23 protein-coding genes and 2 tRNA genes are annotated in these 23,898 nt (G+C 70.0%); 11 read left to right on the forward strand and 14 right to left on the reverse strand.

What is annotated here, in order from left to right:
• The first annotated feature begins 2 nt into the window (after positions 1–2).
• Positions 3–590, forward strand: coding sequence for an acyl-CoA thioesterase (locus FM119_RS06895; RefSeq protein WP_087136934.1), 588 nt, complete (start codon positions 3–5; stop codon positions 588–590).
• A gap of 136 nt (positions 591–726) precedes the next feature.
• Here FM119_RS06895 and FM119_RS06900 read toward each other — a convergent pair whose 3' ends face one another.
• The gene (locus tag FM119_RS06900; RefSeq protein WP_087136935.1) at positions 727–1,614 is read right to left on the reverse strand and encodes an acyl-CoA thioesterase; all 888 of its coding nucleotides are present in this window, start codon (positions 1,612–1,614) and stop codon (positions 727–729) included.
• Between the two features lie 80 nt (positions 1,615–1,694).
• Here FM119_RS06900 and FM119_RS06905 point away from each other — a divergent pair, with 80 nt between their 5' ends.
• Positions 1,695–2,360: a DUF8185 domain-containing protein gene (locus FM119_RS06905; protein ID WP_087136936.1), complete on the forward strand. Its 666-nt coding sequence runs from the start codon at positions 1,695–1,697 to the stop codon at positions 2,358–2,360.
• Positions 2,361–2,396: 36 nt separating this feature from the next.
• Here the strand turns inward: FM119_RS06905 and FM119_RS06910 are convergent, their stop codons facing one another.
• The 3 genes from FM119_RS06910 to pepN all read right to left on the reverse strand — a co-directional run bounded on the left by FM119_RS06910 (position 2,397) and on the right by pepN (position 6,525).
• On the reverse strand, positions 2,397–2,795 hold the full coding sequence (locus FM119_RS06910; protein ID WP_087137006.1) for a globin: 399 nt from the start codon (positions 2,793–2,795) through the stop codon (positions 2,397–2,399).
• Positions 2,796–2,812: 17 nt separating this feature from the next.
• Positions 2,813–3,832 carry a mechanosensitive ion channel family protein gene (locus FM119_RS06915; protein WP_087136937.1) on the reverse strand — a complete coding sequence of 340 codons (1,020 nt, stop codon included), beginning with the start codon at positions 3,830–3,832 and terminating at the stop codon, positions 2,813–2,815.
• 146 nt (positions 3,833–3,978) lie between these two features.
• The gene (pepN, locus tag FM119_RS06920; RefSeq protein ID WP_087136938.1) at positions 3,979–6,525 is read right to left on the reverse strand and encodes an aminopeptidase N; all 2,547 of its coding nucleotides are present in this window, start codon (positions 6,523–6,525) and stop codon (positions 3,979–3,981) included.
• A 154-nt stretch (positions 6,526–6,679) separates the two neighbouring features.
• Between pepN and FM119_RS06925 the strand changes: the two genes are divergently transcribed.
• The 3 genes from FM119_RS06925 to FM119_RS06935 are packed head-to-tail and all read left to right on the forward strand — an operon-like array spanning position 6,680 to position 8,787.
• Positions 6,680–7,282: a mycothiol-dependent nitroreductase Rv2466c family protein gene (locus tag FM119_RS06925; RefSeq protein WP_087136939.1), complete on the forward strand. Its 603-nt coding sequence runs from the start codon at positions 6,680–6,682 to the stop codon at positions 7,280–7,282.
• A 34-nt stretch (positions 7,283–7,316) separates the two neighbouring features.
• Positions 7,317–7,805, forward strand: a complete 489-nt coding sequence (locus FM119_RS06930) for a ribose-5-phosphate isomerase (RefSeq protein WP_087136940.1) — start codon at positions 7,317–7,319, stop codon at positions 7,803–7,805.
• Positions 7,798–8,787 carry an Fpg/Nei family DNA glycosylase gene (locus tag FM119_RS06935; RefSeq protein WP_087136941.1) on the forward strand — a complete coding sequence of 330 codons (990 nt, stop codon included), beginning with the start codon at positions 7,798–7,800 and terminating at the stop codon, positions 8,785–8,787. Before FM119_RS06930 ends, FM119_RS06935 begins: the two co-directional genes overlap by 8 nt.
• Before the next feature lie 89 nt (positions 8,788–8,876).
• Here the strand turns inward: FM119_RS06935 and FM119_RS06940 are convergent, their stop codons facing one another.
• The 3 genes from FM119_RS06940 to FM119_RS06945 form a co-directional block, all read right to left on the reverse strand.
• The gene (locus tag FM119_RS06940; RefSeq protein WP_087136942.1) at positions 8,877–9,371 is read right to left on the reverse strand and encodes a Dps family protein; all 495 of its coding nucleotides are present in this window, start codon (positions 9,369–9,371) and stop codon (positions 8,877–8,879) included.
• Positions 9,372–9,495: 124 nt separating this feature from the next.
• Positions 9,496–9,720, reverse strand: coding sequence for a hypothetical protein (locus tag FM119_RS13580; protein WP_143822643.1), 225 nt, complete (start codon positions 9,718–9,720; stop codon positions 9,496–9,498).
• Between the two features lie 38 nt (positions 9,721–9,758).
• Positions 9,759–9,832 (reverse strand) — tRNA-Gly (locus tag FM119_RS06945).
• A gap of 150 nt (positions 9,833–9,982) precedes the next feature.
• Between FM119_RS06945 and FM119_RS06950 the strand changes: the two genes are divergently transcribed.
• The 6 genes from FM119_RS06950 to FM119_RS06975 all read left to right on the forward strand — a co-directional run bounded on the left by FM119_RS06950 (position 9,983) and on the right by FM119_RS06975 (position 15,247).
• Positions 9,983–10,059 (forward strand) — tRNA-Pro (locus FM119_RS06950).
• A gap of 49 nt (positions 10,060–10,108) precedes the next feature.
• Positions 10,109–11,446: a trigger factor gene (gene tig / locus FM119_RS06955; RefSeq protein WP_179205247.1), complete on the forward strand. Its 1,338-nt coding sequence runs from the start codon at positions 10,109–10,111 to the stop codon at positions 11,444–11,446.
• A 193-nt stretch (positions 11,447–11,639) separates the two neighbouring features.
• Positions 11,640–12,227 (forward strand): ATP-dependent Clp protease proteolytic subunit, encoded by a 588-nt coding sequence (locus FM119_RS06960; protein WP_087136944.1) that lies wholly within the window; start codon positions 11,640–11,642, stop codon positions 12,225–12,227.
• 29 nt (positions 12,228–12,256) lie between these two features.
• Positions 12,257–12,922: an ATP-dependent Clp protease proteolytic subunit gene (locus FM119_RS06965; protein WP_087136945.1), complete on the forward strand. Its 666-nt coding sequence runs from the start codon at positions 12,257–12,259 to the stop codon at positions 12,920–12,922.
• A 136-nt stretch (positions 12,923–13,058) separates the two neighbouring features.
• Positions 13,059–14,336, forward strand: a complete 1,278-nt coding sequence (gene clpX, locus FM119_RS06970; protein ID WP_087136946.1) for an ATP-dependent Clp protease ATP-binding subunit ClpX — start codon at positions 13,059–13,061, stop codon at positions 14,334–14,336.
• Between the two features lie 98 nt (positions 14,337–14,434).
• Positions 14,435–15,247: a class I SAM-dependent methyltransferase gene (locus FM119_RS06975; protein WP_087136947.1), complete on the forward strand. Its 813-nt coding sequence runs from the start codon at positions 14,435–14,437 to the stop codon at positions 15,245–15,247.
• 27 nt (positions 15,248–15,274) lie between these two features.
• Here FM119_RS06975 and FM119_RS06980 read toward each other — a convergent pair whose 3' ends face one another.
• From FM119_RS06980 to FM119_RS07010, 7 genes are all read right to left on the reverse strand, one after another.
• Entirely contained in the window at positions 15,275–15,508 is a 234-nt protein-coding gene (locus FM119_RS06980) for a hypothetical protein (RefSeq protein WP_087136948.1), read from the reverse strand.
• A 115-nt stretch (positions 15,509–15,623) separates the two neighbouring features.
• The gene (locus FM119_RS06985; RefSeq protein ID WP_087136949.1) at positions 15,624–16,055 is read right to left on the reverse strand and encodes a hypothetical protein; all 432 of its coding nucleotides are present in this window, start codon (positions 16,053–16,055) and stop codon (positions 15,624–15,626) included.
• Positions 16,052–18,637, reverse strand: coding sequence for a valine--tRNA ligase (valS, locus tag FM119_RS06990; protein ID WP_087136950.1), 2,586 nt, complete (start codon positions 18,635–18,637; stop codon positions 16,052–16,054). Before valS ends, FM119_RS06985 begins: the two co-directional genes overlap by 4 nt.
• 147 nt (positions 18,638–18,784) lie before the next feature.
• Positions 18,785–20,422, reverse strand: coding sequence for an ABC transporter ATP-binding protein (locus tag FM119_RS06995; RefSeq protein WP_087136951.1), 1,638 nt, complete (start codon positions 20,420–20,422; stop codon positions 18,785–18,787).
• Positions 20,419–21,258 (reverse strand): ABC transporter permease, encoded by an 840-nt coding sequence (locus FM119_RS07000; RefSeq protein ID WP_087136952.1) that lies wholly within the window; start codon positions 21,256–21,258, stop codon positions 20,419–20,421. Before FM119_RS07000 ends, FM119_RS06995 begins: the two co-directional genes overlap by 4 nt.
• Positions 21,255–22,226, reverse strand: a complete 972-nt coding sequence (locus tag FM119_RS07005; RefSeq protein WP_245827332.1) for an ABC transporter permease — start codon at positions 22,224–22,226, stop codon at positions 21,255–21,257. Before FM119_RS07005 ends, FM119_RS07000 begins: the two co-directional genes overlap by 4 nt.
• Positions 22,211–23,863: an ABC transporter substrate-binding protein gene (locus FM119_RS07010; protein WP_087136953.1), complete on the reverse strand. Its 1,653-nt coding sequence runs from the start codon at positions 23,861–23,863 to the stop codon at positions 22,211–22,213. Before FM119_RS07010 ends, FM119_RS07005 begins: the two co-directional genes overlap by 16 nt.
• Between the last annotated feature and the right edge of the window lie 35 nt (positions 23,864–23,898).

The following is a 23,898-nucleotide window of genomic DNA, read 5'->3' on the forward strand; positions in this document are numbered from 1 at the left end:
CTGTGCGTCTGCACCTTCCCGTCGCCTTGCGCTGGGGGGACCTCGACGCGTTCAACCACGTCAACAACGTCTCGCTCCTCAAGATCCTCGAGGAAGCCAGGGTCCGTGCACTCTGGTCACCGACCACCGCGGGGGAGGACGCGCCATCCACCGCAGTGATCGGGGCGGGGACGTCCGGCGACGATCGGGGTGGGGCGACGCTCACGCTCATCGCACGGCAGGAGATCGAGTACCTCGCGCCGATCGAGTATCGCCGCGCACCGCTCGACATCCAGCTCTGGTTCGGTGCCCTCGGCGGTGCCAGTTTCGATCTCTGCTACGACGTCGTCGACGGTCCAGGGACGATCGAGGGCGCCGAGTCCGCGGGCCACACGGACGCCGATGTGAATCGCCGCGTCCCCGATGGCCCGAACGGTGCGATCGGAAGACAGGCCGGTGCGGTCGCCGCCGAACCACGGAGCTACGCCAGGGCGATGGCGACGGTCGTGCTCGTCGACTCGCTGACCATGCGGCCGCGGCGGATCGACGCACGTGAACGGGCGGCCTGGGAGCCCTACCTCGGCGAGCCGATCACGTTCCGGCGACGCTGAGCCGTTCCGCGAGCCGGTGACCGCGCAGTTAGCGCCGGATGCTGCGCGGTCAGCGCCGGATGCTGCGCGGTCAGCGACGGATGCTGCGCGGTCAGCGACGGATGCCGTGCCGTCGAACGACGCACGGCATCCGGTGTCAGTCGTCGGCGTCTCGGCGCAGCTCGGGGATCCGGGTCATGCCCTCCTGCGCGACACTCGCGACCAGTCGGCCCTGACGATCGTAGATCCGCCCGTGGGTGAGCCCGCGCCCGCCGTGGGCGTTGGTCGACTCCTGAACGTACAGCAGCCAGTCGTCCACTCGCGCGTCACGGTGCCACCACATCGCGTGGTCGAGGCTGGCGACGCGGATCCCCGGCGTCGCCCAGCTGACGCCATGGGCACGCATCACGGGCTCGAGCATCGTGTAGTCGCTCACATAGGCGAGAGCGGCGCGGTGCAGGGCCGGATCGTCGGGAAGCGGCCCGGTCGAGCGTAGCCACACCGCCTGGTGCGGGGTGGGCTGGTCCACGCTCAGGTAGATACCGCCGTCGACGTGCCTGATGTCGAAGGGGCGGCCGAGGGCCCAGGCGGCCTCAGGCAGCTCGGCCACACGACCGAGAGACTCCAGCGCCGTCGGCAGGCTGTCGGGGTCCGGCAGATCGGCCGGCATCGGAAGCTGGTGGTCCACACCGTCGTCCTCGCTCTGGAACGATGCGATCAGCGACAGGATCGGCCGACCGTGCTGGTACGCCTGGGTTCGCCGTGTGCTGAACGAGCGTCCGTCGTGGATCCTGTCGACGGAGAACGTGATCGGGGCGTCGACATCGCCCGGGCGCAAGAAGTACCCGTGCATGGAGTGGACGGGTCGCTCGTCCTCGATCGTCCTCGTCGCGGCCATGATCGACTGCGCGAGCACCTGTCCGCCGAAGACCCGACCCAGCGGGGACCACTGCGAGGGACCCGTGAAGATGTCCTCGCTGGTGCGTGCACCGGTGTCGACGAGATCGAGGACGCGAAGAAGGTCGTGAACGGGGTCGGGAGTCATGCCCCCATTGTCCCGCAGAGCAGCCGTCGTCGCGTGCCAGGGCGGGCGTGTTGGTCTTGGTCTCGGTTAGCGTTGAGACCGTGCCCGACGCCCTGCTCCTCACCGACTCGCACGCCGTCTCGGATCTGTCCGTGTTCCTGGGTCGAGCGCTCCGCCTCACGCCCGACGCGGTGCGACTCGCCGCGACCGAGGGGGTCCTGACGGTGACCGTTCCGGTGCTCGTGCCGAAGGGGATCCTGGACCGGTCGCCGACCGTGCTGGGCATGAGGGCGATGCGCGAGCACTCCGGCGCACGAAGCGACCGGGTCGTGGACGTCAGGGCCGTCACGGAGCGGATCGCGCGCCCGGCCCAGCTGACCGAGGACGGCCACGTCCTGCTTCGGCTGCCGGACGCGGAGCAACACGTCTCGTGGGCCGGCACTGTCGTGCCGCGCGGGGACTGGCGGCTCCTCGATGAACTGCCTGCAGCGGTCGTGGCCCGCGTGGCGACGGACGGCATCGCCGCCGTCGCCACGGCGCTTCCGCAGTCACCGGGAGAAGCCGTCGTCGACCGGGTGCGCGCCGAGGTGTGGGCGCCGGCGGACGACCGGTTAGGGGGCGCTCCGGCTGCGGCGGCACTCGCGGCTGACAGCCTCGGCTTCATCCCCGACGAGGCGGAGACGCTCCGGCTGTTTGGCTCCGGGCGTTGGCTGCGCCTCAGCTCCAGGGCCGGGCATGTCCTCGTCCGTCACGCTCCCGGCGCCTGACGACGCGGACCGCTCGCGGGAGCCGCGTCGCGGTGCTCACTCCGAGCGGTTCACCATGGCGGTGGCCGCGCGCTCCAGGTAGTCCCACAGCTCCGCCTCGTGCAACGGAGAGATGTCGACGGAATCGAGGGCGCGGCGCATGTGCCGGAGCCAGCGCTCACGCGCATCGGGGGTCACGGGGAACGGTGCGTGTCGCATTCGCAGCCGCGGATGGCCGCGTTCCTGGCTGTAGTCGGTCGGGCCGCCCCAGTACTGCTCGAGGAACATCAGCATCCGGCGCTCCGCCGGGCCGAGGTCCTCCTCCGGGTACATCGGACGGAGCACCTCGTCCTCGGCGACACCGCGGTAGAACTCCGCGACCAGCGCGGCGAAGAAGTCGTGTCCGCCGACCTGATCGAAAAACGACGGGCCGAGGGGGGACGCGCCGTTCCCCATCAGGTTGCCGCCCTGGCTCACTGTCGCTTGCCCTTGCGCGGCTTGACGATCCGGGGCGCCTCGTTCACGACCGAGACGGGGCGGGTGCGGGGCGGGTGCGCACCGGTGACGCTGTGCACGTCCTCAATGCCGGCCAACGCGACCGCGGCGAGCGACGGGGGCTGGACGCCGAGCTCGTCGAGGGTGTGCTTGAGCCGGGACCTCAGCTCGCGGGAAGCATCGTCCTTGGCGCTGGTTCTGGTGCGCATCACCAGGCGGAGGACGATGTTGTCCTCCGAGATCGACTGGATCCCCCACAGCTCGGGCTTGTCGATGACGCGGTTACGCCACTTCGGCTCCTTGCTCATCCCCACGGCGGTGGCGAGCATCTTCTCCTGGACGTCGTCGACGTCGGCCGAGTACGGAATCGCAGTGTCGATGATGATGCGTGTCCAGCCCTGCGACATGTTGCCGAGGCGGATCACCTCACCGTTGCGGATGTACCAGAGCGTCCCGTTCACGTCCCTGATCTGGGAGACGCGGACACCGACGCGCTCCACGACACCGGCGACCTCGCTGCCGGTCACGTTGACGTTGACGACGTCGCCGACGCCGAGCTGGTCCTCCATGACCATGAACAGTCCGTTGAAGACGTCCTTGACGATGTTCTGGGCTCCGAAACCGAGGCCGGCGCCGACCGCCGCGGTCAGCAGTGAGAGCGAGCCGAGCAGGTTCGGTGCAAGGAGTTCGGTGATGTACGCCACCGCGACAACGACGACGACCACGTTGACGATGTTGGTCAGCACGGAGCCGATGGTGCGCGTGCGCTGCACCACCCTGACCGTCGCCAACGGCGACGCGTTCAGCGCCTGCGTGTCCTCGGCGCCCTGGGTCTTCTTCACCCCGTTGACGATCTGATCGACGACGCGCTGGATCACGAAGTGCAGCAGCCAGATCAGGACGACGGTGGCGACGATCGCGATGGCGACGTGGACGGCGATGCCGAGGGGGGAGTCGAAGAAGCCGGTGACGGCGTCGGCTACGTCCTTTTCATCCATGCCGCAAGTCTACCGACGGCCCACTGGGTGAGCGCTTGACGCCGCCGGTGACCGGGCTGTGTGCCGGCGGCGCGCGGCGGCAACGCCAGACGGCCCGCGCACTCCTGTGCACGGGCCGTCCGGATGTCGCCGTTCGAGGTGAGACGTCAGCCCCTGGCGTCGCGCTCCCTGGCCGCGAGCGCCCTCTCGACCACGGCGAGGTGCTCGCTCAGGAGACGGCGGAGCGCCGTCGCTTCGGGGTGGGCGCTCAGCCACGACCGGGTCGCCTCGACGAGCGCATCGTCGAGGAGCGGAAGCGGGTAGAACCCCAGCACGATGTACTCGGCGATCTTGTAGCTGCGCTCGTTCCAGAGCCGCTCGATCTCGGCGAAGTAGCGGTCGACGTAGGGGGCGAGGTCCTCCGGATCGTGTGCCCGGAGGAAGCCGAGACCCGTCGAACGGACCTGGCTGTTGGGAAGGGTGTCGAGGTCGACGACCGACGCCCACGCCCTGGCCTTCGCCTCCGCCCCCGGCAAAGCGGCCCGAGCCTGCGCGGCGGACGACTGACCGGTCGCCGTGTTGTCCTCCGCCAGGGCGGCGTCGATGACCGCGTCGTCGACGCGTCCCCCCGCCGCGAGCGCGGTCAGCAGAACCCAGGCCAGGTCGGTGTCGACGGTGAGACCGTCGAGGACCTCACGGCCCTCCCTCAGCGCGGCGACGGCGTCCAGCTGCGCCTCGGTGTGCGCGACCTGCGCGAAGGCGGTCGTGAACTGGAACTGCGCGTCGCTTCCCGGTGCCGCCTCGCGGGCGAGGTCGAGCAACGCGTCGCCGACGCGATCGAGCTGCGCCTGCCGGTGCTCGGGGGCGACGTAGCTGCTGGCCGCGGTCTGGAGCTGGGCGAGCTGGATGCGCAGCGTCGTCGACTCGGTCTCCGCCGCGATGTTGCCGAGCACCAGGTCGATGTACTCGCTCGCGGGCGTCTCGGCGTCCCTCACCGCGTCCCAGACCGCACCCCACACCAGCGCCCTGGCGAGCGGGTCGGTGATCCGGGAGAGGTTCTCCGTCGCGGTGCTCTGCGATCGCTCATCGAGCCGGATCTTCGCGTACGCGAGGTCGTCGTCGTTGATGAGGATGAGAGCGGGACGCGCACGGCCGGCCAGCTCGGGGATCTCGGTCCTCTCGCCGGAGATGTCGGTCTCGATCCGGTCGACCCGGACGAGCGAGCCCTCGACCAGATCGTAGAGCCCGATCGCGAGCCGGTGCGGACGCAGAGTGGGGTAGTCCTCCGGTGCGCTCTGCAGAATCGCGAACGACGCGATGGTGCCGTCGGGGGCGTCGGAGATCTCGGGCCGGAGCGTGTTCACCCCCGCCGTCTCCAGCCAGGCCGTGGACCAGCCGGAGAGGTCGCGCCCGCTCGCCTTCTCGAGCTCGACGAGCAGGTCGGACAGCTGAGTGTTGCCGAAGGCGTGCGCGGCGAAGTAGGCGGCGACGCCGCGGAAGAACGCGTCCTCGCCGACCCAGGCGACGAGCTGCTTGAGCACCGAGCCGCCCTTGGCGTAGGTGATGCCGTCGAAGTTGACCTGGACGTCCTCGAGGTCGCGGATGTTCGCCACGATCGGGTGGGTGCTCGGCAGCTGGTCCTGGCGGTACGCCCAGCTCTTCTCCATCGCCTGGAACGTCGTCCACGCCTCGGTCCACTCGGTCGCCTCGGCGGTCGCGATCGTCGAGGCCCACTCGGCGAAGGACTCGTTGAGCCACAGGTCGTTCCACCAGGTCATCGTGACCAGGTCTCCGAACCACATGTGCGCGAGCTCGTGGAGGATGGTGACGACGCGTCGCTCCTTGACCGCGTCAGTGACCTTGGAGCGGAAGACGTAGGCCTCGGTGAACGTGACGGCTCCGGCGTTCTCCATCGCCCCGGCGTTGTACTCGGGGACGAAGAGCTGGTCGTACTTCTCGAAGGGGTACGGGTAGTCGAAGCGCTCCTCGAAGTACGCGAAGCCCTGACGGGTCTTCTCGAGGATGTAGTCGGTGTCCAGGTGCTCCGCGAGGCTGCGCCTGGCGAAGACGCCGAGCGGGATGGTCCGACCGTCCGAGCTGGTCAGCTCGCCGCGCTCCACGGCGTAGGGGCCGGCGATGAGGGCGGTGATGTAGCTGGAGATCCGCTGCGTCGGGGCGAACTCCCACCGGGATCGCTCGTCGTCGACGGCGACGGGCTCGGGGGTGGGGGAGTTGGACACGACCTGCCAGGCGCTCGGCGCCGTAACCGTGAAGCGGAACGCGGCCTTGAGGTCCGGCTGCTCGAAGACGGCGAACACCCGGCGGGAGTCGGGCACCTCGAACTGGCTGTACAGGTACACCTCACCGTCGACGGGGTCAACGAAACGGTGCAGGCCCTCGCCGGTGTTGGTGTAGCGGTAGTCGGCATCGACGACGAGCGTGTTGTCCTCGGCGAGCCCGGTCAGGTCGATGCGCACCCCGTCGGCGACGGCTGCCGCGTCGAGCTCGACGCCGTTCAGCTCGACACGGTGGACCCGGTCGGTCAGGGCGTCGATGAAGGTCGAGGCGCCGGGGGTGGCGCGGAATCGCACGGTGGTGATGCTGTGGAAGGTCTCCGGCCCCGTGGTGAGGTCGAGGGCGATGTCGTAGCTGTCGGTGCTGACGACGGCGCGGCGGGCGACCGCCTCGTCGCGGGTGAGGTTTTCTCCTGGCACGGTGCGTACTCCTGACGTTTCGGGGATCGTGTCCGTGTCCAAGCGTAGACCCGGCCGGCCCCGCGGCCGGATGATGACGGAGTGTGCTGGAGCCGAGGGGCGGTGCCGCCTGACATCGCTCGCGGACGGGCCGGAGATGTGGTGTGGTTGTCTCATGACTGCCGAACGCGTTGACTTCTGGTTCGATCCCGTGTGCCCCTGGGCGTGGATGACTTCCCGCTGGGTGGACGAGGTCTCGGCGCACCGGGATCTGGACGTCCACTGGCACATCATGAGCCTCGCGGTGCTCAACGAGAACCGTGAGGTCGACGACGAGCACGCGGCGGCGTTCGCCAGGGCGATCCGCTTCGCCCGTGTCGTGGCGGCGGCGGAGCAGCTCCAGGGCGAGCAGATCGTGAAGCCGCTCTACGATGCGCTCGGCCGGCGGATCCACCTGGACTCCCGCACCGACACGGACGCGATCATCGCCGAGTCGCTCGCGGAGGCCGGTGCCGACGCCGCGCTGGCGTCCGCCGCCGAGGACGATGACGAGACGGCGCTGCGCCGCTCGCACCACGAGGGAATCTCCCGCGTGGGGGAGGACGTGGGCACGCCGATCGTCGCCGTCGCGGGGACCGCGTTCTTCGGGCCCGTCGTGTCCCCGACGCCGCGCGGAGACGACGCGGTCCGGCTCTGGGACGGGGTGCTGGCGGCCGCGTCGTACCCCGGGTTCTTCGAGCTGAAGCGCACACGGACGGTCGGCCCGATCTTCGACTGAGCGACGGGGCCCCGGCGTCGGCCAGAATGGGGGCATGCGAATCCACATTGCGACCGACCATGCCGGTCTGGACCTCTCCCGTCGCCTTCAGGACCACCTTCGCGCCAACGGTCACGACGTCGTCGACCACGGCCCGGAGGAGTACGACGCGCTCGACGACTACCCCTCGTTCTGCATCAACGCGGCCAGGGCGACCGTGCGCGATCAGCAGGACGGCGTCGATGCGCTCGGCGTCGTCTTCGGCGGCTCGGGGAACGGCGAGCAGATCGCCGCGAACAAGGTGGTCGGGGCGCGCGCCGCGCTCGTCTGGAACCACTCGACGGCCGTGCTCGCCCGGCAGCACAACGACGCGAACGTGATCTCCATCGGGGCCAGGCAGCACAGCGAGGACGAGGCGATCGCCTTCATCGACGCGTTCATCGCGGAACCGTTCAGCGGTGAGGAGCGCCACGCGCGTCGTATCGCACAGCTGCGGGAGTACGAGCAGACCGGTCACATCGCCGGCAAGCGCATCGATGCCTGAGGGGCACTCCGTCCACCGCATCGCCCGGCAGTTCGACGCGAACTTCGTCGGCAAGCGGATCGCCGTCTCCTCGCCGCAGGGGCGCTTCGCGGCGGGCGCCGCGGAGCTGGACGGGAGGACGCTCAACCGTGTCTTCGCGGTCGGCAAGCAGATGTTCGCCGAGTTCGACGGCGACCGCTGGCTGCGCGTGCATCTCGGACTCTACGGGGCGTGGGACTTCGCCGGTCGTATCCTCACCGATCCGACGATCGCCTCGGCGCAGGGACGGATGGGTCAGACGAACCAGCGCGGGACCCAGCTTCCCGAGCCGACCGACGTGGGAGGGGAAGACTCGGTGTCCAGCATCGGGGCGCCCCGCGTGAGCCGTCTGCGGATGTCCGAGCAGACCAGGGCCCTCGATGCGGCGGGGGAGAGCTTCCCTCCCGTACCGGTCGGTCAGGTCAGGGCCCGGCTGCTCACCGATGAGCAGCTCGCGGACCTGCGCGGTCCCACCGCCTGCGTGGTGACAGACGGCGCGGGCGTGCAGGCCGTCATCGATCGGCTGGGCCCCGACCCCCTCCACGACGACGGACCGCGGGCGCAGGAGGCGTTCGTCGCGGCCGTCCGTCGGCGAAGGACGGCGATCGCACTGCTCCTGATGGACCAGAGCGTGGTCAGCGGGATCGGGAACGTCTATCGCGCGGAGCTGCTGTTCCGGGCCAGGCTGAACCCGCACACGCCCGGACGGGCGCTGAGCGAGGACACCGCCGCGGCACTCTGGCAGGACTGGTCGCGACTGCTGCGCATCGGCGTCGAGACGGGGCAGATGATGACGATGGACGGGCTCTCGCCGGAGGAGAATCGTCGTGCGATGGCCACGCTGGCTGACCGGCACTGGGTCTACAAGCGCGAGGGGCTTCCCTGCCGGGTGTGCGGGACGAACATCGTCCTCGAGGAGCTCGGCGCGCGCAAGCTGTACTGGTGCCCGTCGTGCCAGCGCTGACGCGGGGCCGAACGCGGTGAGGGCGGGAGACCCGGATGGGTCTCCCGCCCTCACCGGCGAGACGGGCCGTCCTCAGACGGGACGGGTCGTCAGGCGCTGACGTGCGCCGACAGGAACCAGCGGTCCTTGTCGAGGCCTCGAGCGATCTCGATGGCGACGTCCTGGCTGCTCGGGTCGATCTCGTCGAGCTCGGCGACCGCGGTGTTGACGCTCACGAGGATCGCGTCGATCTGGGCGACGACCTCGGCGATCGTGTTGCCGATCTGGCTGAATCCTGCCGTCAGCTCCGGGGTCGTGGTCTTCGCCGCGACGGTGGAGAGCCGAGCGTCGACGGGGAGCCCGAGGGCGACGATGCGCTCCGCGGCGAGGTCCGCCCACTCCTGAGCGTGAGCCACGACGTCGTCGAGGAGCTCGTGCACGCCGATGAAGCTGCTGCCGCGCACGTGCCAGTGCGCCTGCTTTCCGTTCACGACGAGGGCGGTCAGATCGATGACGACGGGGGCGAGGAACTGCGCGACGCCGGAGGCGACGTCAGGGTCGACGCTGGACTGGATTGTGGTGGTGGTGGTGGTGGTGTCTGCCATGAGTGCTCCCTGTCGTTTGTGTGTCTCTGTGGTGTCAACGCTACTCAGCTTCGGGCATTCCGCAAGGAAGAGCAGGCTGGGCTAACGCCGGTTTTACCTGGTGTTTCTCGGGTGGTGGTGAGGTTCATCGTCGTCGCATGTTTCCGCGAACGCGCCGTGCCGTGGCGCGGGTCGCGGAGGCGAAGAGGGCCGCACCGAGCGCGCAGACGACGATCCCCGCGGTGTAGCGGCCGCTCGCCGCCAGGATCAGCCCAAGCAGGAGCACCGCAACCGCGATGGATGCGCGGACGCGCACACGGAGGCTGGGCGTCCCGGATGGGGCGGGGGGAGTGTCGTCGCGGCCGGTCACGGTGTGACGATACATGTCCGGTGCGGGCCGAGGCGGGGTGGAGGGGATGACGGGAATCGAACCCGCACCATCAGTTTGGAAGACTGAGGCTCTACCATTGAGCTACATCCCCGTGTCGTGACGACCTTCCGATCATAGCCGTCGCGCGGGGGCAAAGGAAAATCGGCTCGATGGGCTGTGCCGCCCGCGGCGTGCACTAGACTTGCCGAGGCTCTGCCGTGCATTCGTGTGCGTGGAGCCGGCATCCGGTTGTGTGATCATTCGGGGCGTAGCTCAGCTTGGTAGAGCACCCGCTTTGGGAGCGGGAAGTCGCAGGTTCAAATCCTGTCGCCCCGACCACACTTCCCACGAACGAGGGAACGTCCCCGATTTACAGGAGATCCAACGAGTGAAGTCCACCGTCGAACAGCTGAGCCCGACGCGAGTCAAGATCGCGATCACGGTCACCCCGGATGATCTGAAGCCGGCCATCGCGCACGCGTACGAGCACATCGCTGAACAGGTCAACATCCCCGGCTTCCGCAAGGGCAAGGTGCCGCCGCCCATCATCGACCAGCGCGTGGGCAAGGGTGCTGTGCTCGAGCACGCCGTCAACGAGGGGCTCGACGGGTTCTTCCGCCAGGCCGTCTCCGACAACAGCATCCGCGTGCTGGGCCGGCCCGAGGCCGACATCACCACGTGGCCGAGTGACAAGGACTTCTCCGGCGACCTCGTCGTCGAGGTCGAGGTCGACGTGCGCCCCGAGGTCACCCTCCCCGACTACGCCGCGATCACCGTTCAGGTGGACCCCGTCGAGACCGCCGAGAGCGACGTCGACGAGGAGCTCGAGCGTCTTCGCGCCCGCTTCGGCACCCTTGTCTCGGTCGACCGTCCCGCCACCACGGGCGACTTCGTCCAGCTCGATCTGGTCGCATCGATCGACGGCGCCGAGGTTGACCGTGCGGAGGGCATCTCCCACGAGGTCGGCTCGGGAGAGCTGATCAAGGGCCTCGACGAGGCGGTCGACACGCTGACCGCCGGCGAGACGACCACCTTCACCGCGCCCCTGATGGGCGGGGAGCACGAGGGCGAGGACGCTGAGATCAGCGTCACCGTCACCGCTGTCAAGGAGCGCGAGCTGGCCGAGGCGAACGACGACTTCGCGCAGATCGCGAGCGAGTTCGACACTCTCGACGAGCTGCGTGCCAGCCTCTCGGAGCAGGTCGCCCAGCGTGCCGCGTTCGGCCAGGGCAACCAGGCGCGCGAGAAGCTCGTCGAGGCGCTGCTCGAGGCCGTCGAGGTGCCCGTCCCGGCCAAGCTGGTCGAGGACGAGGTGCACCGTCACCTGGAGGGCGAGAAGCGTCTCGAGGACGACGAGCACCGCGCCGAGGTCACCGAGGCCAGCGAGAAGGCGTTCGCGCAGCAGATCCTGCTGGACACCGTCGTCGAGGCGGAGAACATCCAGGTCAACCAGGACGAGCTGACCCAGTACCTCATCCAGGGTGCGTCGCAGTACGGCATGGAGCCGGGCGAGTTCATCAAGATCCTCGACGAGAACAACCAGATCCCGTCCATGGTCGGCGAGGTCGCGCGCAACAAGGCGCTCGCGGTCGTGCTCGGGAAGGTCACGGTCACGGACACCAACGGTGCCGCGGTCGACCTCAGCGGTTTCGTGCCGTCCGAGGACGAGGCCCCCGCCGAGGAGAGCACGCAAACAGAGGCCGACGCCGCGGACAACGCGAAGTAGGCATCGTCCCTTCACGCTGGGCCGTCCCGATCATCGGGGCGGCCCAGCGTCGTTCCGTGTCGGTGCGGGGTCGTTCGTCCCGGTTTCCCACGGGCCGGTGGGTGCCTGCGCACGCCGTGGGCGAACACGACCGCGGGGCGCTGTTGCAGCCGATAGATTCGAACACGAAGCGACAAGTGAAACGGAGCTCGATATGGCCGAACCGACACTGACCCCCAGTGTTTTTGACCGACTGCTGAAGGATCGCATCATCTGGCTCGGCTCAGAGGTGCGGGACGACAACGCGAACGAGATCGCGGCCAAGCTTCTGCTGCTCGCAGCGGAGGACTCTGAGCGTGACATCTACCTCTACATCAACTCTCCCGGTGGCTCGATCACCGCGGGCATGGCGATCTACGACACCATGCAGTTCGTGCCGAACGACATCGTCACGGTCGGGATCGGGATGGCGGCCTCGATGGGCCAGCTCCTGCTGACCGCAGGGACCAAGGGCAAGCGCTACATCACGCCGAACGCGCGTGTGCTGCTGCACCAGCCGCACGGTGGCTTCGGCGGAACGGCCAGTGACATCCAGACCCAGGCGCAGCTCATCCTGTCGATGAAGCAGCGGCTGGCGGAGATCACCGCGGCGCAGACGGGCAAGAGCGTCGAGCAGATCAACCAGGACGGCGACCGGGACCGCTGGTTCACCGCGCAGGAGGCGCTCGACTACGGCTTCGTCGACCACATCCGTGAGTCGGCCGTCGACGTCGCCGGCGGTGGCGGAACCCAGGCCGAGTGACCACGCGAGACAGATCGAAGGACAGAACAATGGAATCACCCCTGATCAGCGCGTCCGGCGCTCGCGCCCAGTCGCCCTCGTCGCGCTACATCCTGCCGAGCTTCGAAGAGCGCACCGCTTACGGCTACAAGCGGCAGGACCCCTACGCCAAGCTGTTCGAGGACCGCATCATCTTCCTCGGCGTGCAGGTGGACGACGCCTCGGCCGACGACATCATGGCGCAGCTGCTCGTCCTGGAGAGCATGGACCCGGATCGCGACATCCAGATGTACATCAACTCTCCCGGTGGATCGTTCACCGCGATGACGGCGATCTACGACACGATGCAGTACATCCGTCCCGAGGTTCAGACGATCGTGCTCGGGCAGGCGGCCTCCGCGGCGGCCGTGCTGATGGCCGCCGGTGCTCCGGGCAAGCGTCTGGCCCTCCCGAACGCGCGTATCCTCATCCACCAGCCGGCTGTTCAGCAGGGCGGTGGTCAGGCCTCGGACATCGAGATCCAGGCCGCCGAGATGCTCCGCATGCGCAGCTGGCTTGAGGAGACCCTCGCCCGGCACTCGAAGCGGAACGTCGACGAGGTGAACCGCGACATCGATCGCGACAAGATCCTGTCCGCGCAGGAGGCTCTCGACTACGGCCTGATCGACCAGGTCCTGACGAGCAGGAAGAACGTCCCCGCAGCGATCGAGTCCTGATTGTGGCGGCTCCGGGGCGGTGGCGAGTTTCTCGCCACCGCCCCGAGGCCTGTCGTGACGGGATGTGTCCGGTGTTGTCGGTGGCCTGGGTTAGGCTCGAGGTCAGAGCCGATGGTCGGAGAGGGAGTGGTTCAGCATGGCCCGAATCGGGGAGAGCGCGGATCTGCTCAAGTGTTCGTTCTGCGGCAAGAGCCAGAAGCAGGTGCAGCAGCTGATCGCCGGTCCCGGCGTGTACATCTGTGACGAGTGCGTCGAGCTCTGCAATGAGATCATCGAGGAGCGCCTCGCCGAGGCCAGCGAGGGCACGGAGACCGAGTTCGTCCTGCCCAAGCCGAAGGAGATCTTCTCCTACCTCAGCGAGTACGTCATCGGGCAGGAGCTCGCCAAGCGGTCGCTCGCCGTCGCCGTCTACAACCACTACAAGCGGGTCCGTTCCCTTCAGACCCTGGCCAGTGCCGATGCGATCACGACCGACGTCGAGATCGCGAAGAGCAACATCCTCATGATCGGTCCGACCGGGTGCGGTAAGACCTACCTCGCGCAGACCCTGGCCAAGCAGTTGAACGTCCCGTTCGCCGTCGCGGACGCGACGGCTCTGACCGAGGCCGGCTACGTCGGCGAAGACGTCGAGAACATCCTGCTCAAGCTCCTTCAGGCGGCCGACTACGACGTCAAACGGGCGGAGACCGGCATCATCTACATCGACGAGATCGACAAGGTGGCCCGCAAGGCGGAGAACCCGTCGATCACGAGGGACGTCTCCGGTGAGGGCGTTCAGCAGGCGCTGCTGAAGATCCTCGAGGGCACCGTCGCATCGGTGCCGCCGCAGGGCGGGCGGAAGCACCCGCACCAGGAGTTCATCCAGGTGGACACGACGAACGTTCTCTTCATCGTCGCCGGGGCCTTCGCGGGGCTTGAGGACATCATCTCCTCGCGCTCCGGCAAGAAGGGCATCGGCTTCGGCGCCCCGCTGAACATCCAGGACGACAGCGCCGACGCCTTCAGCGAGGTGCTCCCAGAGGATCTGCACAAGTTCGGCCTGATCCCCGAGTTCATCGGTCGGCTTCCCGTCGTCACGACGGTGACCCCGCTCGACGCCGAGGCGCTCATGGACATCCTCACCGAGCCGAAGAACGCGCTCGTCAAGCAGTACCAGCGCATGTTCGAGCTGGAAGGGGTCGAGCTCGAGTTCACTCCCGACGCCTTGCAGGCGATCGCCGACCTCGCCGTGCTGCGCAAGACCGGTGCCAGGGGTCTGCGCGCGATCATGGAGGAGGTGCTGGGTCCGATCATGTTCGAGGTCCCGTCGAGCGACGACGTCGCACGCGTGGTCGTGACCCGCGAGTCCGTGGTCGAGAACGCCGCGCCCACCATCGTTCCGATCGAGCAGGGACGCGAGTCGAAGTCCGCATGAGCGTCCTCGTCGCTTTCGCTCCTGGACGGTCCGACCCGGTCGGCGGCGCCGGAACACCAGCGACGACGACTGCCGCGGTCGACGCGTAGGCACGTGCGATGAGCGAGGAGCGGTACACCCTGGGGCACCACGACAGCGTGCTCCGATCGCACCGCTGGAGGACGGTCCAGAACTCGGCGGCCTACCTGGTCCCCTTCCTCCGCGAGGGACAGCGGATCCTCGACGTCGGGTCGGGGCCGGGCACCATCAGCATCGGACTGGCCGACGCGGTCGGTCCCCGCGGAGAGGTCGTGGGCATCGATGCCGACCCCGACGTGGTGCACGAGGCCAGGCAACGTGCCATCGACCGCGAGGCCGCGAACGTGGTCTTCCACGTCGGTGACGCCTACGCGACGGGACTGCCGGATGCGAGCGTCGACATCGTGCACGCCCACCAGCTGCTGCAGCACCTCGCCGACCCGGTGCGGGCGCTCGTCGAGTTCGCGCGAGTGCTCACACCGGGAGGGATCGTCGCGGTCAGGGACGTGGTCTACGGGTCCGCGAGCTGGTTCCCGCGCCTCGACGGGCTCGAGGAGTGGATGACGCTCTACCACCGTCTCGCCGAACGCAACGGCGGTGATCCGGACGCCGGTGCGTCGCTCAAGGCCTGGGCCATGGAGGCCGGGCTCGAGGTGCAGTACTCGGGCGCCTCCGTGTGGTCGTTCGCCTCGGATGCGGACCGCGAGTGGTGGGGGAACGGGTGGGCGGAGCGTCTCCTCGAGTCCGACATCGCCGTCCAGGCGATCGAGAGCGGGCTGGCGGACCTCGACGGTCTGCGCCGCATCAGCGCCGCCTGGCGGGATTGGGCCACGGATGAGCGCGGCTGGTTCGCCGTGCCGCACGGTGAACTGATCGCACGCCGCCGGCCCTGACCCGGCTGTCCGTGCCGGGGCTGGCGATCAGATGTCGATGATCGTCACGACATCACCCTGCGGGGTGCTGCTGACCACCGTGCCGTCCTCCAGCTCGAGCACGGCGCGACCCTCGAGCCAGCTCAGCGTCCACACGTAGCTGTCGGCGTCGTCGACACGGCGTCTGAGCCTGTCCTCGGCGGCGTCGACCTCCGCGAGGTAGCGCTCGTCGAGGCGGACCGGGATCGGGGCGCCCACCCTCCACCGCGTGCCGATCTGCATCAGTGCCCGCTCCGCCGGCGTGCCGTCGGGGTCGCCGACCGTGCGGAGCGCACAGCCCGACCGCGCCGACCCGCGAGAGTCCGCGGGGCACGCGACCGCTCGTGTTCGCGGTTGGTCACAGCGGGAGCTCGCGCCAGAGGTCCTCGACCAGCTCGCCCGCGTCGCCGAGCTCCGCCACGTCGTCCTGCCAGCGGACCGTCGTGTATCCGCCGTCTCGCGCCTCGGTGGTGACCGCGTCGAACAGCGCGATCGTCGCCGCCGTGTCCGACGGGTCCGCGGCGAAGAGGTCGTCGATGACCAGCGACCGTGTCGCCGTCGTCGTGACGGGGACCGAGCGGACGTGAGCCACGGCACGAACGTCGCCGTCCTCGCCGAGGAGGAGCCTGCCCTGGATCGCCTCGGCGTCGGTGGTCAGCCACTGCCACAGCTGTACGGCGATGCGATCGCTCACGGGTGCCTCGTCCGTGCCGCCCGCGTGCCGGGAGAACAGCGGATACCAGAGGAAGAAGTCCCGCTCGCTGACGGGCCTGACGGTGTCGATGCTCATGCTGTGGCCTCCTCGTTGTCGACGACGATGTCGCTCACGGCGAGCTCCTCGCCCTCGGTGAAGTGGATCTCGGCGATGCGGCCGACGGCGCGGAGGTCGGCCTCCACGCTCCGCAGCGCCGCCAGCTCGGCCGCGGGAGCGGTGATGACGGCACGGCGCACGCCGGTCTTCTGAGAGACCTTGGCGTCGGTCTTCGCCCGCCGGATCCGGGTCAGTGCCTGACTGGTGGCGACCAGGGTCGCCGGCTCACCCGAGGCGACGGCGTCGAGCTCCTCCGGCGTCGGCCAGCTGGCGGTGTGCACCGAGCCCTCGTGCCACCACGACCAGACCTCCTCGGTGGCGAAGGGGACGACCGGGGCGAACAGGCGAAGCAGCACGTCGAGCGCGTGCCGCAACGCCGCGACGGCTGAGGACTGCGCGGCGGTGTCGCCGGAGTAGGCGCGCTCCTTGACCAGTTCCAGGTAGTCGTCGCAGAACGTCCAGAAGAACGTCTCCGTCGTCTCCAGGGCGCGCGCGTGGTCGTAGGCCTCGAGCGCGTCGGTCGCGTCGGCGACGATGCGGCGCAGGGTCGCGAGCATGCTGATGTCCAGCGCCTCGGTCACGCGGGCGTCGGGAGCGGCCTCGAAACCGAGGATGAACTTCGACGCGTTGAGGATCTTGATCGCCAGGCGGCGGCCGATCTTCATCTGCGTCGGGTTCTGCGGGTCGAACGCGGCGTCGGTGCCCAGCCTGCTCGACGCCGCCCAGTAGCGGACGGCGTCCGAGCCGTGGCGCTCGAGGATGTCGGCAGGGGTGACCACGTTGCCCTTCGACTTGGACATCTTCTTGCGGTCGGGGTCGACGATGAAACCGGAGATCGCGGCGTCGCTCCAGGGGCTCCGGCCGTCCTCGAGCTGCGAGCGCAGCACGGTCGAGAACAGCCAGGTGCGGATGATGTCCTGCCCCTGGGGGCGGAGCGAGAAGGGCGCGGTGAGTGCCCAGAGCTTGGGGTCGCGCTCCCAGCCACCGGCCAGCTGAGGGGTGAGTGAGGAGGTGGCCCAGGTGTCCATCACGTCCAGCTCGCCGACGAAACCGCCGGGGACACCACGCTGGGACTCGTCGTAGCCGGGGGCCGGGTCGCTGCTCGGATCGACGGGGAGCTGGTCCTCGCTCGGAACGATCGGGGAGTCGAAGTCGGTCTCGCCGTCGGCCGAGACCGGATACCACAGCGGGAAGGGGACGCCGAAGAACCGCTGGCGGGAGATGAGCCAGTCGCCGCTCAGGCCGCCGACCCAGTTGTCGTACCTGACCCGCATGAAGTCGGGGTGCCAGTTCAGCTCCGCGCCGCGCTCGAGCAGCGCCTCGGAGAGGGCGGGGTCCTTCGCGCCGTTGCTGATGTACCACTGACGGGTGGAGACGATCTCGAGCGGCCGGTCGCCCTTCTCGAAGAACTTCACCGGGTGCGTGATCGGCTTCGGCTCGCCGATGAGGTCTCCGGAGGCGGTGAGCAGCTCGACGACCTGCTTCTTCGCGCTGAACACGGTCTTGCCTGCGAGCTCCGCGTAGGCGGCGATGCCCTGCTCGCTCGTGATGGCGGAGGGCGCCTCGGGCAGCACACGGCCGTCCGTGCCGATGATGGTGCGGTTGGGCAGGTCGAGCTCGCGCCACCAGATGACGTCGGTGAGGTCGCCGAAGGTGCAGACCATGGCGATTCCCGCCCCCTTGTCCTTCTGGGCGAGGTGGTGGGCGAGGACGGGCACCTCGACGCCGAAGACCGGGCTGGTCACCGTGGTACCGACGTACTCGCGGTAGCGCTCGTCATCCGGGTGGGCGACGAGGGCGACGCAGGCGGGCAGCAGCTCGGGGCGGGTCGTCTCGATCTCGATGGTGCCGCCGTCGGGGCGGTGGAAGCTCAGCCGGTGGTAGGCACCCGGCTGCTCCTTGTCCTCGAGCTCGGCCTGGGCGACGGCGGTGCGGAAGGTGACGTCCCAGAGGGTGGGGGCGAGCGCCTGGTACGCCTCGCCCCTGTGCAGGTTGCGGAGGAAGGCGAGCTGGCTGGTGCGCAGCGACTCGTCGCTGATCGTGCGGTAGCTGTGGTTCCAGTCGACGGACAGGCCGATGCGGCGGTAGAGGTCCTCGAACTGCTTCTCATCCTCGATGGTGAGCGTCTCGCAGAGCTCGATGAAGTTGCGCCGAGAGATGGGCTTCTGGTCGGCGGCCTTGACGCTTTTGCCCTCCCCGCCGCTGAACGGCGGGACGAAGTCGGGGTCGTACGGCAGCGTCGGGTCACAGCGGACGCCGTAGTAGTTCTGCACGCGTCGCTCGGTGGGCAGGCCGTTGTCGTCCCAGCCGAGCGGGTAGAACACGTCCTTGCCCCGCATGCGCTGGAAACGTGCCATCACGTCGGTGTGCGTGTAGCTGAAGACGTGGCCGATGTGGAGCGAGCCCGAGGCGGTCGGCGGGGGAGTGTCGATGGAGAACACGCGTGAGCGTTCGGCGTTCTCGCGGTCGAACCGGTAGGTGCCGGCGGCCGACCACGTTCCGTCCCACTTGCTCTCGAGACCCTCGAGGGCGGGCTTGTCGGGAACGGGGGAGAAAGTCATGTGGGCTCCTGTTGTGGTGGCACCGTGTGTGCGTGCCGAGAAGGTGAACCTGCCAAGCCTATCCCAGTGAGGTTGCACGACGCGGCGGTCGCGCACCGGCGACGGCGTCGGCCGCGCTGCGTCACCACGCGCGGGCTGCGCGGCGCCTCACCCGGCCGCCCCTCGGCGGAGCGGGCGGGGCTCGGCGGCCAGCAGCCGGCGGGTCGCGCCGTGGCTGGCATCCTCGTCGAACCGCTCGACGGGGTGGCGGTCGACGATGCGGCCCTCGTCGAGGACGGCGATCTCGTGGGCGAGGCGCCGGACGACGGAGAGGTCGTGGCCGATCAGAAGGATCGCCATTCCCGTGCGGGTCTGGATGTCGGCGAGCAGGGTGAGCACGCCCTCCCGGACGGTCGCGTCGAGGGCGGTGACGGCCTCGTCGCAGATGAGGACCTCCGGGTCCCCCGCGAGCGCGCAGGCGATGGCGACGCGTTGGCGCTGGCCGCCGGAGAGTCGCGCGGGGTGGGCGGAGGCGAGCTCGGGCGGAAGGGCGACCTCGTCGAGCAGGCGCGACGCGCGGCGGTGGCCGGGGTCCCTGCCGGGGATCGCCGCGGACAGGAGCCGTCCGACGGTGAGGCGAGGGTCGAACGTCGACACCGGATCCTGGGCGATGGCGGCGACACGTCGACGGTACGGTCGGCGGTCGCGTTCGGGGGCGGGGACCCACCGGTGGCCGTCGAGGGTGACCGTGCCCTGCTCGACGGGCATGAGGCCGAGAAGGATGCGTGCGAGCGTGCTTTTGCCCGAGCCGGACGCACCGACCAGGCCGAGGGTCCTGCCGTGGTCGAGCGTCAGTGAGAGATCGTGGATGGTCGCCACGCCCCCGTGCGTGTGGCGTGCGGTGAGCCCCGTCGCCTCCAGCACGGGGCGGGACGGCTCCGCGGCCGGCGGTGCCAGCCTGGCTGCGCCGGCCGCACGCAGGAGCGCCCTGGTCGTCGCCCGGCGGGGCTCCTCGAGCACCCGGCGCGTGCTGCCGGTCTCGACCACCCGCCCGCGCTCCATCACGGCGACACGGTCGGCCAGCTCCGCGACGACGGCGAGGTCGTGGGAGACGAGAACGACGGCGGTGCCCTCGGCCATCGCCGCGGCGAGGGCGTCGAGCACCTGGCGCTGTGACACCGTGTCGAGCGCCGTCGTGGCCTCGTCGGCGATGATCACCTCGGGGCGGGCGAGCAGGGCGGCGGCGAGCAGCACCCGCTGGCGTTGTCCCCCGGAGAGGGACCCGGAACGGCGCTCCAGAAGGGTGTCGTCGCCGTGCAGGCCGAGCCGGGCGAGCTCGGCCAGGAGTCGCTCCGGCGTCGCATCGCCCTCTCGTCCGTGCAGACGCAGGACGTCGGCGAGCTCGCGGCCGATCGGGCGGAGCGGGTCGAGGCCGCCGAGCGCGTCCTGACCGATGTACGCGATCGTGCGGCCCCTCAGCCCGCTCAGCACACGGTCGGATGCCCCCTCGAGCGCCGTTCCGGCGATGCGCCAGCGGCGGCGCCGGTAGTGAACGCCCTCGGGGGGCAGGCCGATCGCGGCGCGGACGAGCAGGCTCTTTCCGGAACCGGACGAGCCGACCACGCCCAGGCAGCGACCGCGTTCGACGACCAGGTCGGCATCGTCGACGAGCAGCTCGCCGACGGGCCCGCGGGCGGTGACCCCGCGCAGCTCGAGCACGATGCGTGCTGGCTCGGGGGCGGTCTCGGTGTCCGTGGTCAGAGCGTCGTCTCGGACGCGCGCGGACCGGCGCCGCCGGCCGATCATCGCCGCCCCCTGGCGCGGCGCCCGAGCACGGTGGTGGCGACGGCGAGGACGACGATCGCCAGGCCGGGCGCGATGGTGAGCCACGGTGCCGTGGGGATATAGATCCGACCCGCGGACAGCATGGCCCCCCACTCCGCTGCGGGCGGCTGCATACCGAGCCCGAGGAAGCTCAGGGCGGAGGCCCAGACCACGGCCTGGCCCACGCCGAGGGTGATGAGCGGCCGCAGCGGCGTCGCCGCGTTCGGAAGCAGGGTGCGCGCGAGCAGCCGTGCGGGCGAGTCGCCCTTGAGGACGGCGCTCTCCCAGTACGCGGAGGCGAGGACGCCACGGATCTGTTCACGGAGGATGCGCGCGTAGCCGGGAGCGGTCGACAGACCGACCGCGACAGCCGTCGGCACCGCGCCCGGACCCGTCACGACGATCACGAGCAGTGCGAGAAGGACGGTGGGGAACGCGAACGCCGTCTCGATGAGCCGGTCCACCGCGAGCCGGACCGGTCGCGGGGACAGCGTGGACAGGACCGCGAGCGCGACGCCGAGCACCGCGGCGAGCGCCGTCGAGGCGAGGCCGAGCAGCAGCGATGGGCGCGCACCCCAGACGATCCGGCTGAGCACGTCGCGTCCGGACTCGTCGGTGCCCAGCGGGTGGCCGGGCGAGCCGGGGGGCTGCAAGGCCTCGGTGGGCGCGATCGCCGTCGGTGAGAACGGGGCGACGAGATCGGGCACGAGCACCGCGAGGCCGATCGCCGCGATAGCGGCCCAGGCGAGAAGCCCGGGCGCGCGGGAGGCCAGTCGCCGGAGGGGGACGGCGCGCGTGGGGGAGGCGGTGGTGGTCATCGGGAGGTGGCCTCCCGTCCCCGCGGGTCGACCCAGCGCGCCGCGGCGTCGCCGAGGAAGCCGAGGACGATGAAGACCACGGCCGTGACGACGACGACCGCGACGATCACCGGCGCGTCCCGCTGCGTCACGGCGGAGAGCAGGACCCGGCCGAGGCCCGGCCGGGCGAACACGGTCTCCACCACGACCGCCCCGCCGATCAGCGTGCCCGCAGCCCAGGACGACAACGCGACCGCCGGCAGGACCGCGTGGCGCAGCGTGTGACGCCAGAGCAGTCCGCCGCGGCGCTCACCCCTCGCCCTGGCGCTGAGCGCGAAGGCCGTCGCCTCGGCGTCCGCCACCCCGTCCAGCATGGTCTGGGCGAGGTAGCCGCCGAGAGGCAGCGCGAGCGTCAGGACGGGCAGGACCAGTCCCGCGCCCCCTCCGTCCGACACCGCGGGCAGCCAGCCCAGACCCGTCGCGAACACCGCGACCAGGACCAGGCCCAGCCAGAAGTGCGGAAGCGACGCCGCGACCATCCCCACCGCGGAGGTGACCAGCCGCCCGCGCCTGCCGCCGAGGGCGGCGAGCACGGTGAGCGTGAGCGCGATCGCCCACGCCGCCAGCAGCGCCGCCACGGCGAGCACCGCCGTGGCCGGCAGCGCCTGGCCGATCACCTCCGCGACCGGGATCCTCTGCGCATAGGAGTCCCCCCACTGGCCGGTCGCCATGCGCAGAAGCTGTGAAAAATACTGGACGATCAGCGGTCGGTCGAGGCCGAGCCGTTCCCTCGTCGCCTCGACGGTCGCCGCCGAGGCCTGCGAGCCCGGACCGCCGAGCGCCGCCTCGACCGGGTCCCCGGGGATCAGCGACACCGCGACGAACACCGCTGTCGCCGCGGCCCACATCACGATCACGGCGTTGCCGAGCCGGCCGAGAAGCCACCGTGCCGTTCCGGTTCCGCCGCGCGCTGCTACCCGACGAGCCACGCGTCGCCGAGCCACACCGTCGACACCGTGTCGGTCGCGCGCACCCCTGCGACGTCGTCCGAGACGAGGAAGTGGTTCTGCTGGTCGTAGAGCGGCAGGATGTACGAGCCCTCGAGGATGGTCCGCTGCGCCGCGGTGTACAGCTCGGAGCGCTCATCCGCGTCCTGGCTGCGCGAAGCACGGTCGAGCACGTCGTCGAGCTCGGGGTCGTCGATCTGCGCGTGGTTGGCGAAGTAGCCGCTCGGCGCGGGGACGATGCCGTCGGAGTGGTACAGGATCCGTAGCACGTCGGGCCCGAGCTTGGTGTAGGGGGCACTGACGAGCTCATACTCGTTGGCGCCGAGCGCCGCGTACCAGCTGGACAGGTCGAGCTGGTCGATCGTCACCTCGAAGCCGACCTCGGCCGCCTGGGCCTGGATCTGCTCGAACAGCGAGACCTCGGCGGGGATCGACTGGTTGGTCGACACCGGAAGGCGGAGCGTCAGACGCTGGCCGTCGCGGGACCTGACGCCGTCCGAACCGACCTCGTCCCAGCCCGCCTCGTCCAGCAGCTCGGCCGCACGCTCCACGTCGACCGCGAACGGGGCCTCGTCGGAGTACGCGGCCGTCTCCGCGCTGGACAGCGGCGAGTAGGAGCGGGCGGCGGTCCCGGCGAACAGGCTCTCGATGCCCGGGTTCACGTCGACGGCGGCGAGGAACGCCTGGCGCACGCGCTCGTCGTCGAACGGGGCCTGGCCGGAGTTCAGCTCCAGTCGGTTGACGGAGCCGGGCCTCGGGGCGTCGATGTCGCTGATGCCGCCATCGGACTCCGCCCGGGCGACCGCGTCGGGCTGGGCGTTGTCGATCACGTCGACGTCGCCGGCCTCGAGCGCCGCGTACCGCGTCGTCGCGTCGGGCAGGAAACGCCAGATGATGCCCTCCAGGTGGGCGGGGCCGTCGTGGTCGGCGTCCGCGGGCGCCGAGGCGTAGTCGTCGTTGCGGACGAGCGAGATGTGATCCTGCTTGACCCAGTCGTCGATGATGAAGGGGCCGGTGCCGATCGGGGCGAGGCAGTTCTCGTCGGTCCCCCTGTCCAATCCCGCCGGCGACTGGATCGCCAGCCACGGCTGCGCGAGCGACTCGAGCAGGGCGCTGTCCGGCTCGCTGAGCACGAAGCGGGCGACGGTGTCCGACACCGCCTCCACGCGCTCCACCCGCTCAAGCGCCAGGTAGCCCGTCGACGAGCCCGTGTCCGGGTCCTGCAGGTGTGCGATGTTGCGCGCGACCGCCTCGGCATCGAGCGGGGTGCCGTCGGTGAAGCTCACCCCCGGCTTGAGGGTGACGTCCATGCTCAGGCCGTCCTCGGCGAGCTCCCACCCCTCGGCGAGCCAGGGCACGATGGTGCCCTCGGCGTCCCGCGACACCAGCTGCTCCAGCACCTGGGTCGCCAGCAGCGCCTGCGGGTAGTTGCCGCCGACGTGCGGGTCGAGGCAGTCCGGTTCGGCATCACCACTGGCGTACACGAGCGTGCCCCCGTCGACGGGGGTGGCCGAGGCGTCGGGCTCCACGGTCGAGCCGCTGCACGCACTGAGCGCGAGGACGGCGACGAGCGACAGGGCGCCCGCCGCGAGCAGGCGGGGACGGGGGTGTGCGATCACAGGGGGCTCCGAAGGGTCGATGGCTGTTCGCCGCG

Source organism: Mycetocola reblochoni REB411 (assembly GCF_900163835.1).
GTDB lineage: Bacteria > Actinomycetota > Actinomycetes > Actinomycetales > Microbacteriaceae > Mycetocola_B > Mycetocola_B reblochoni.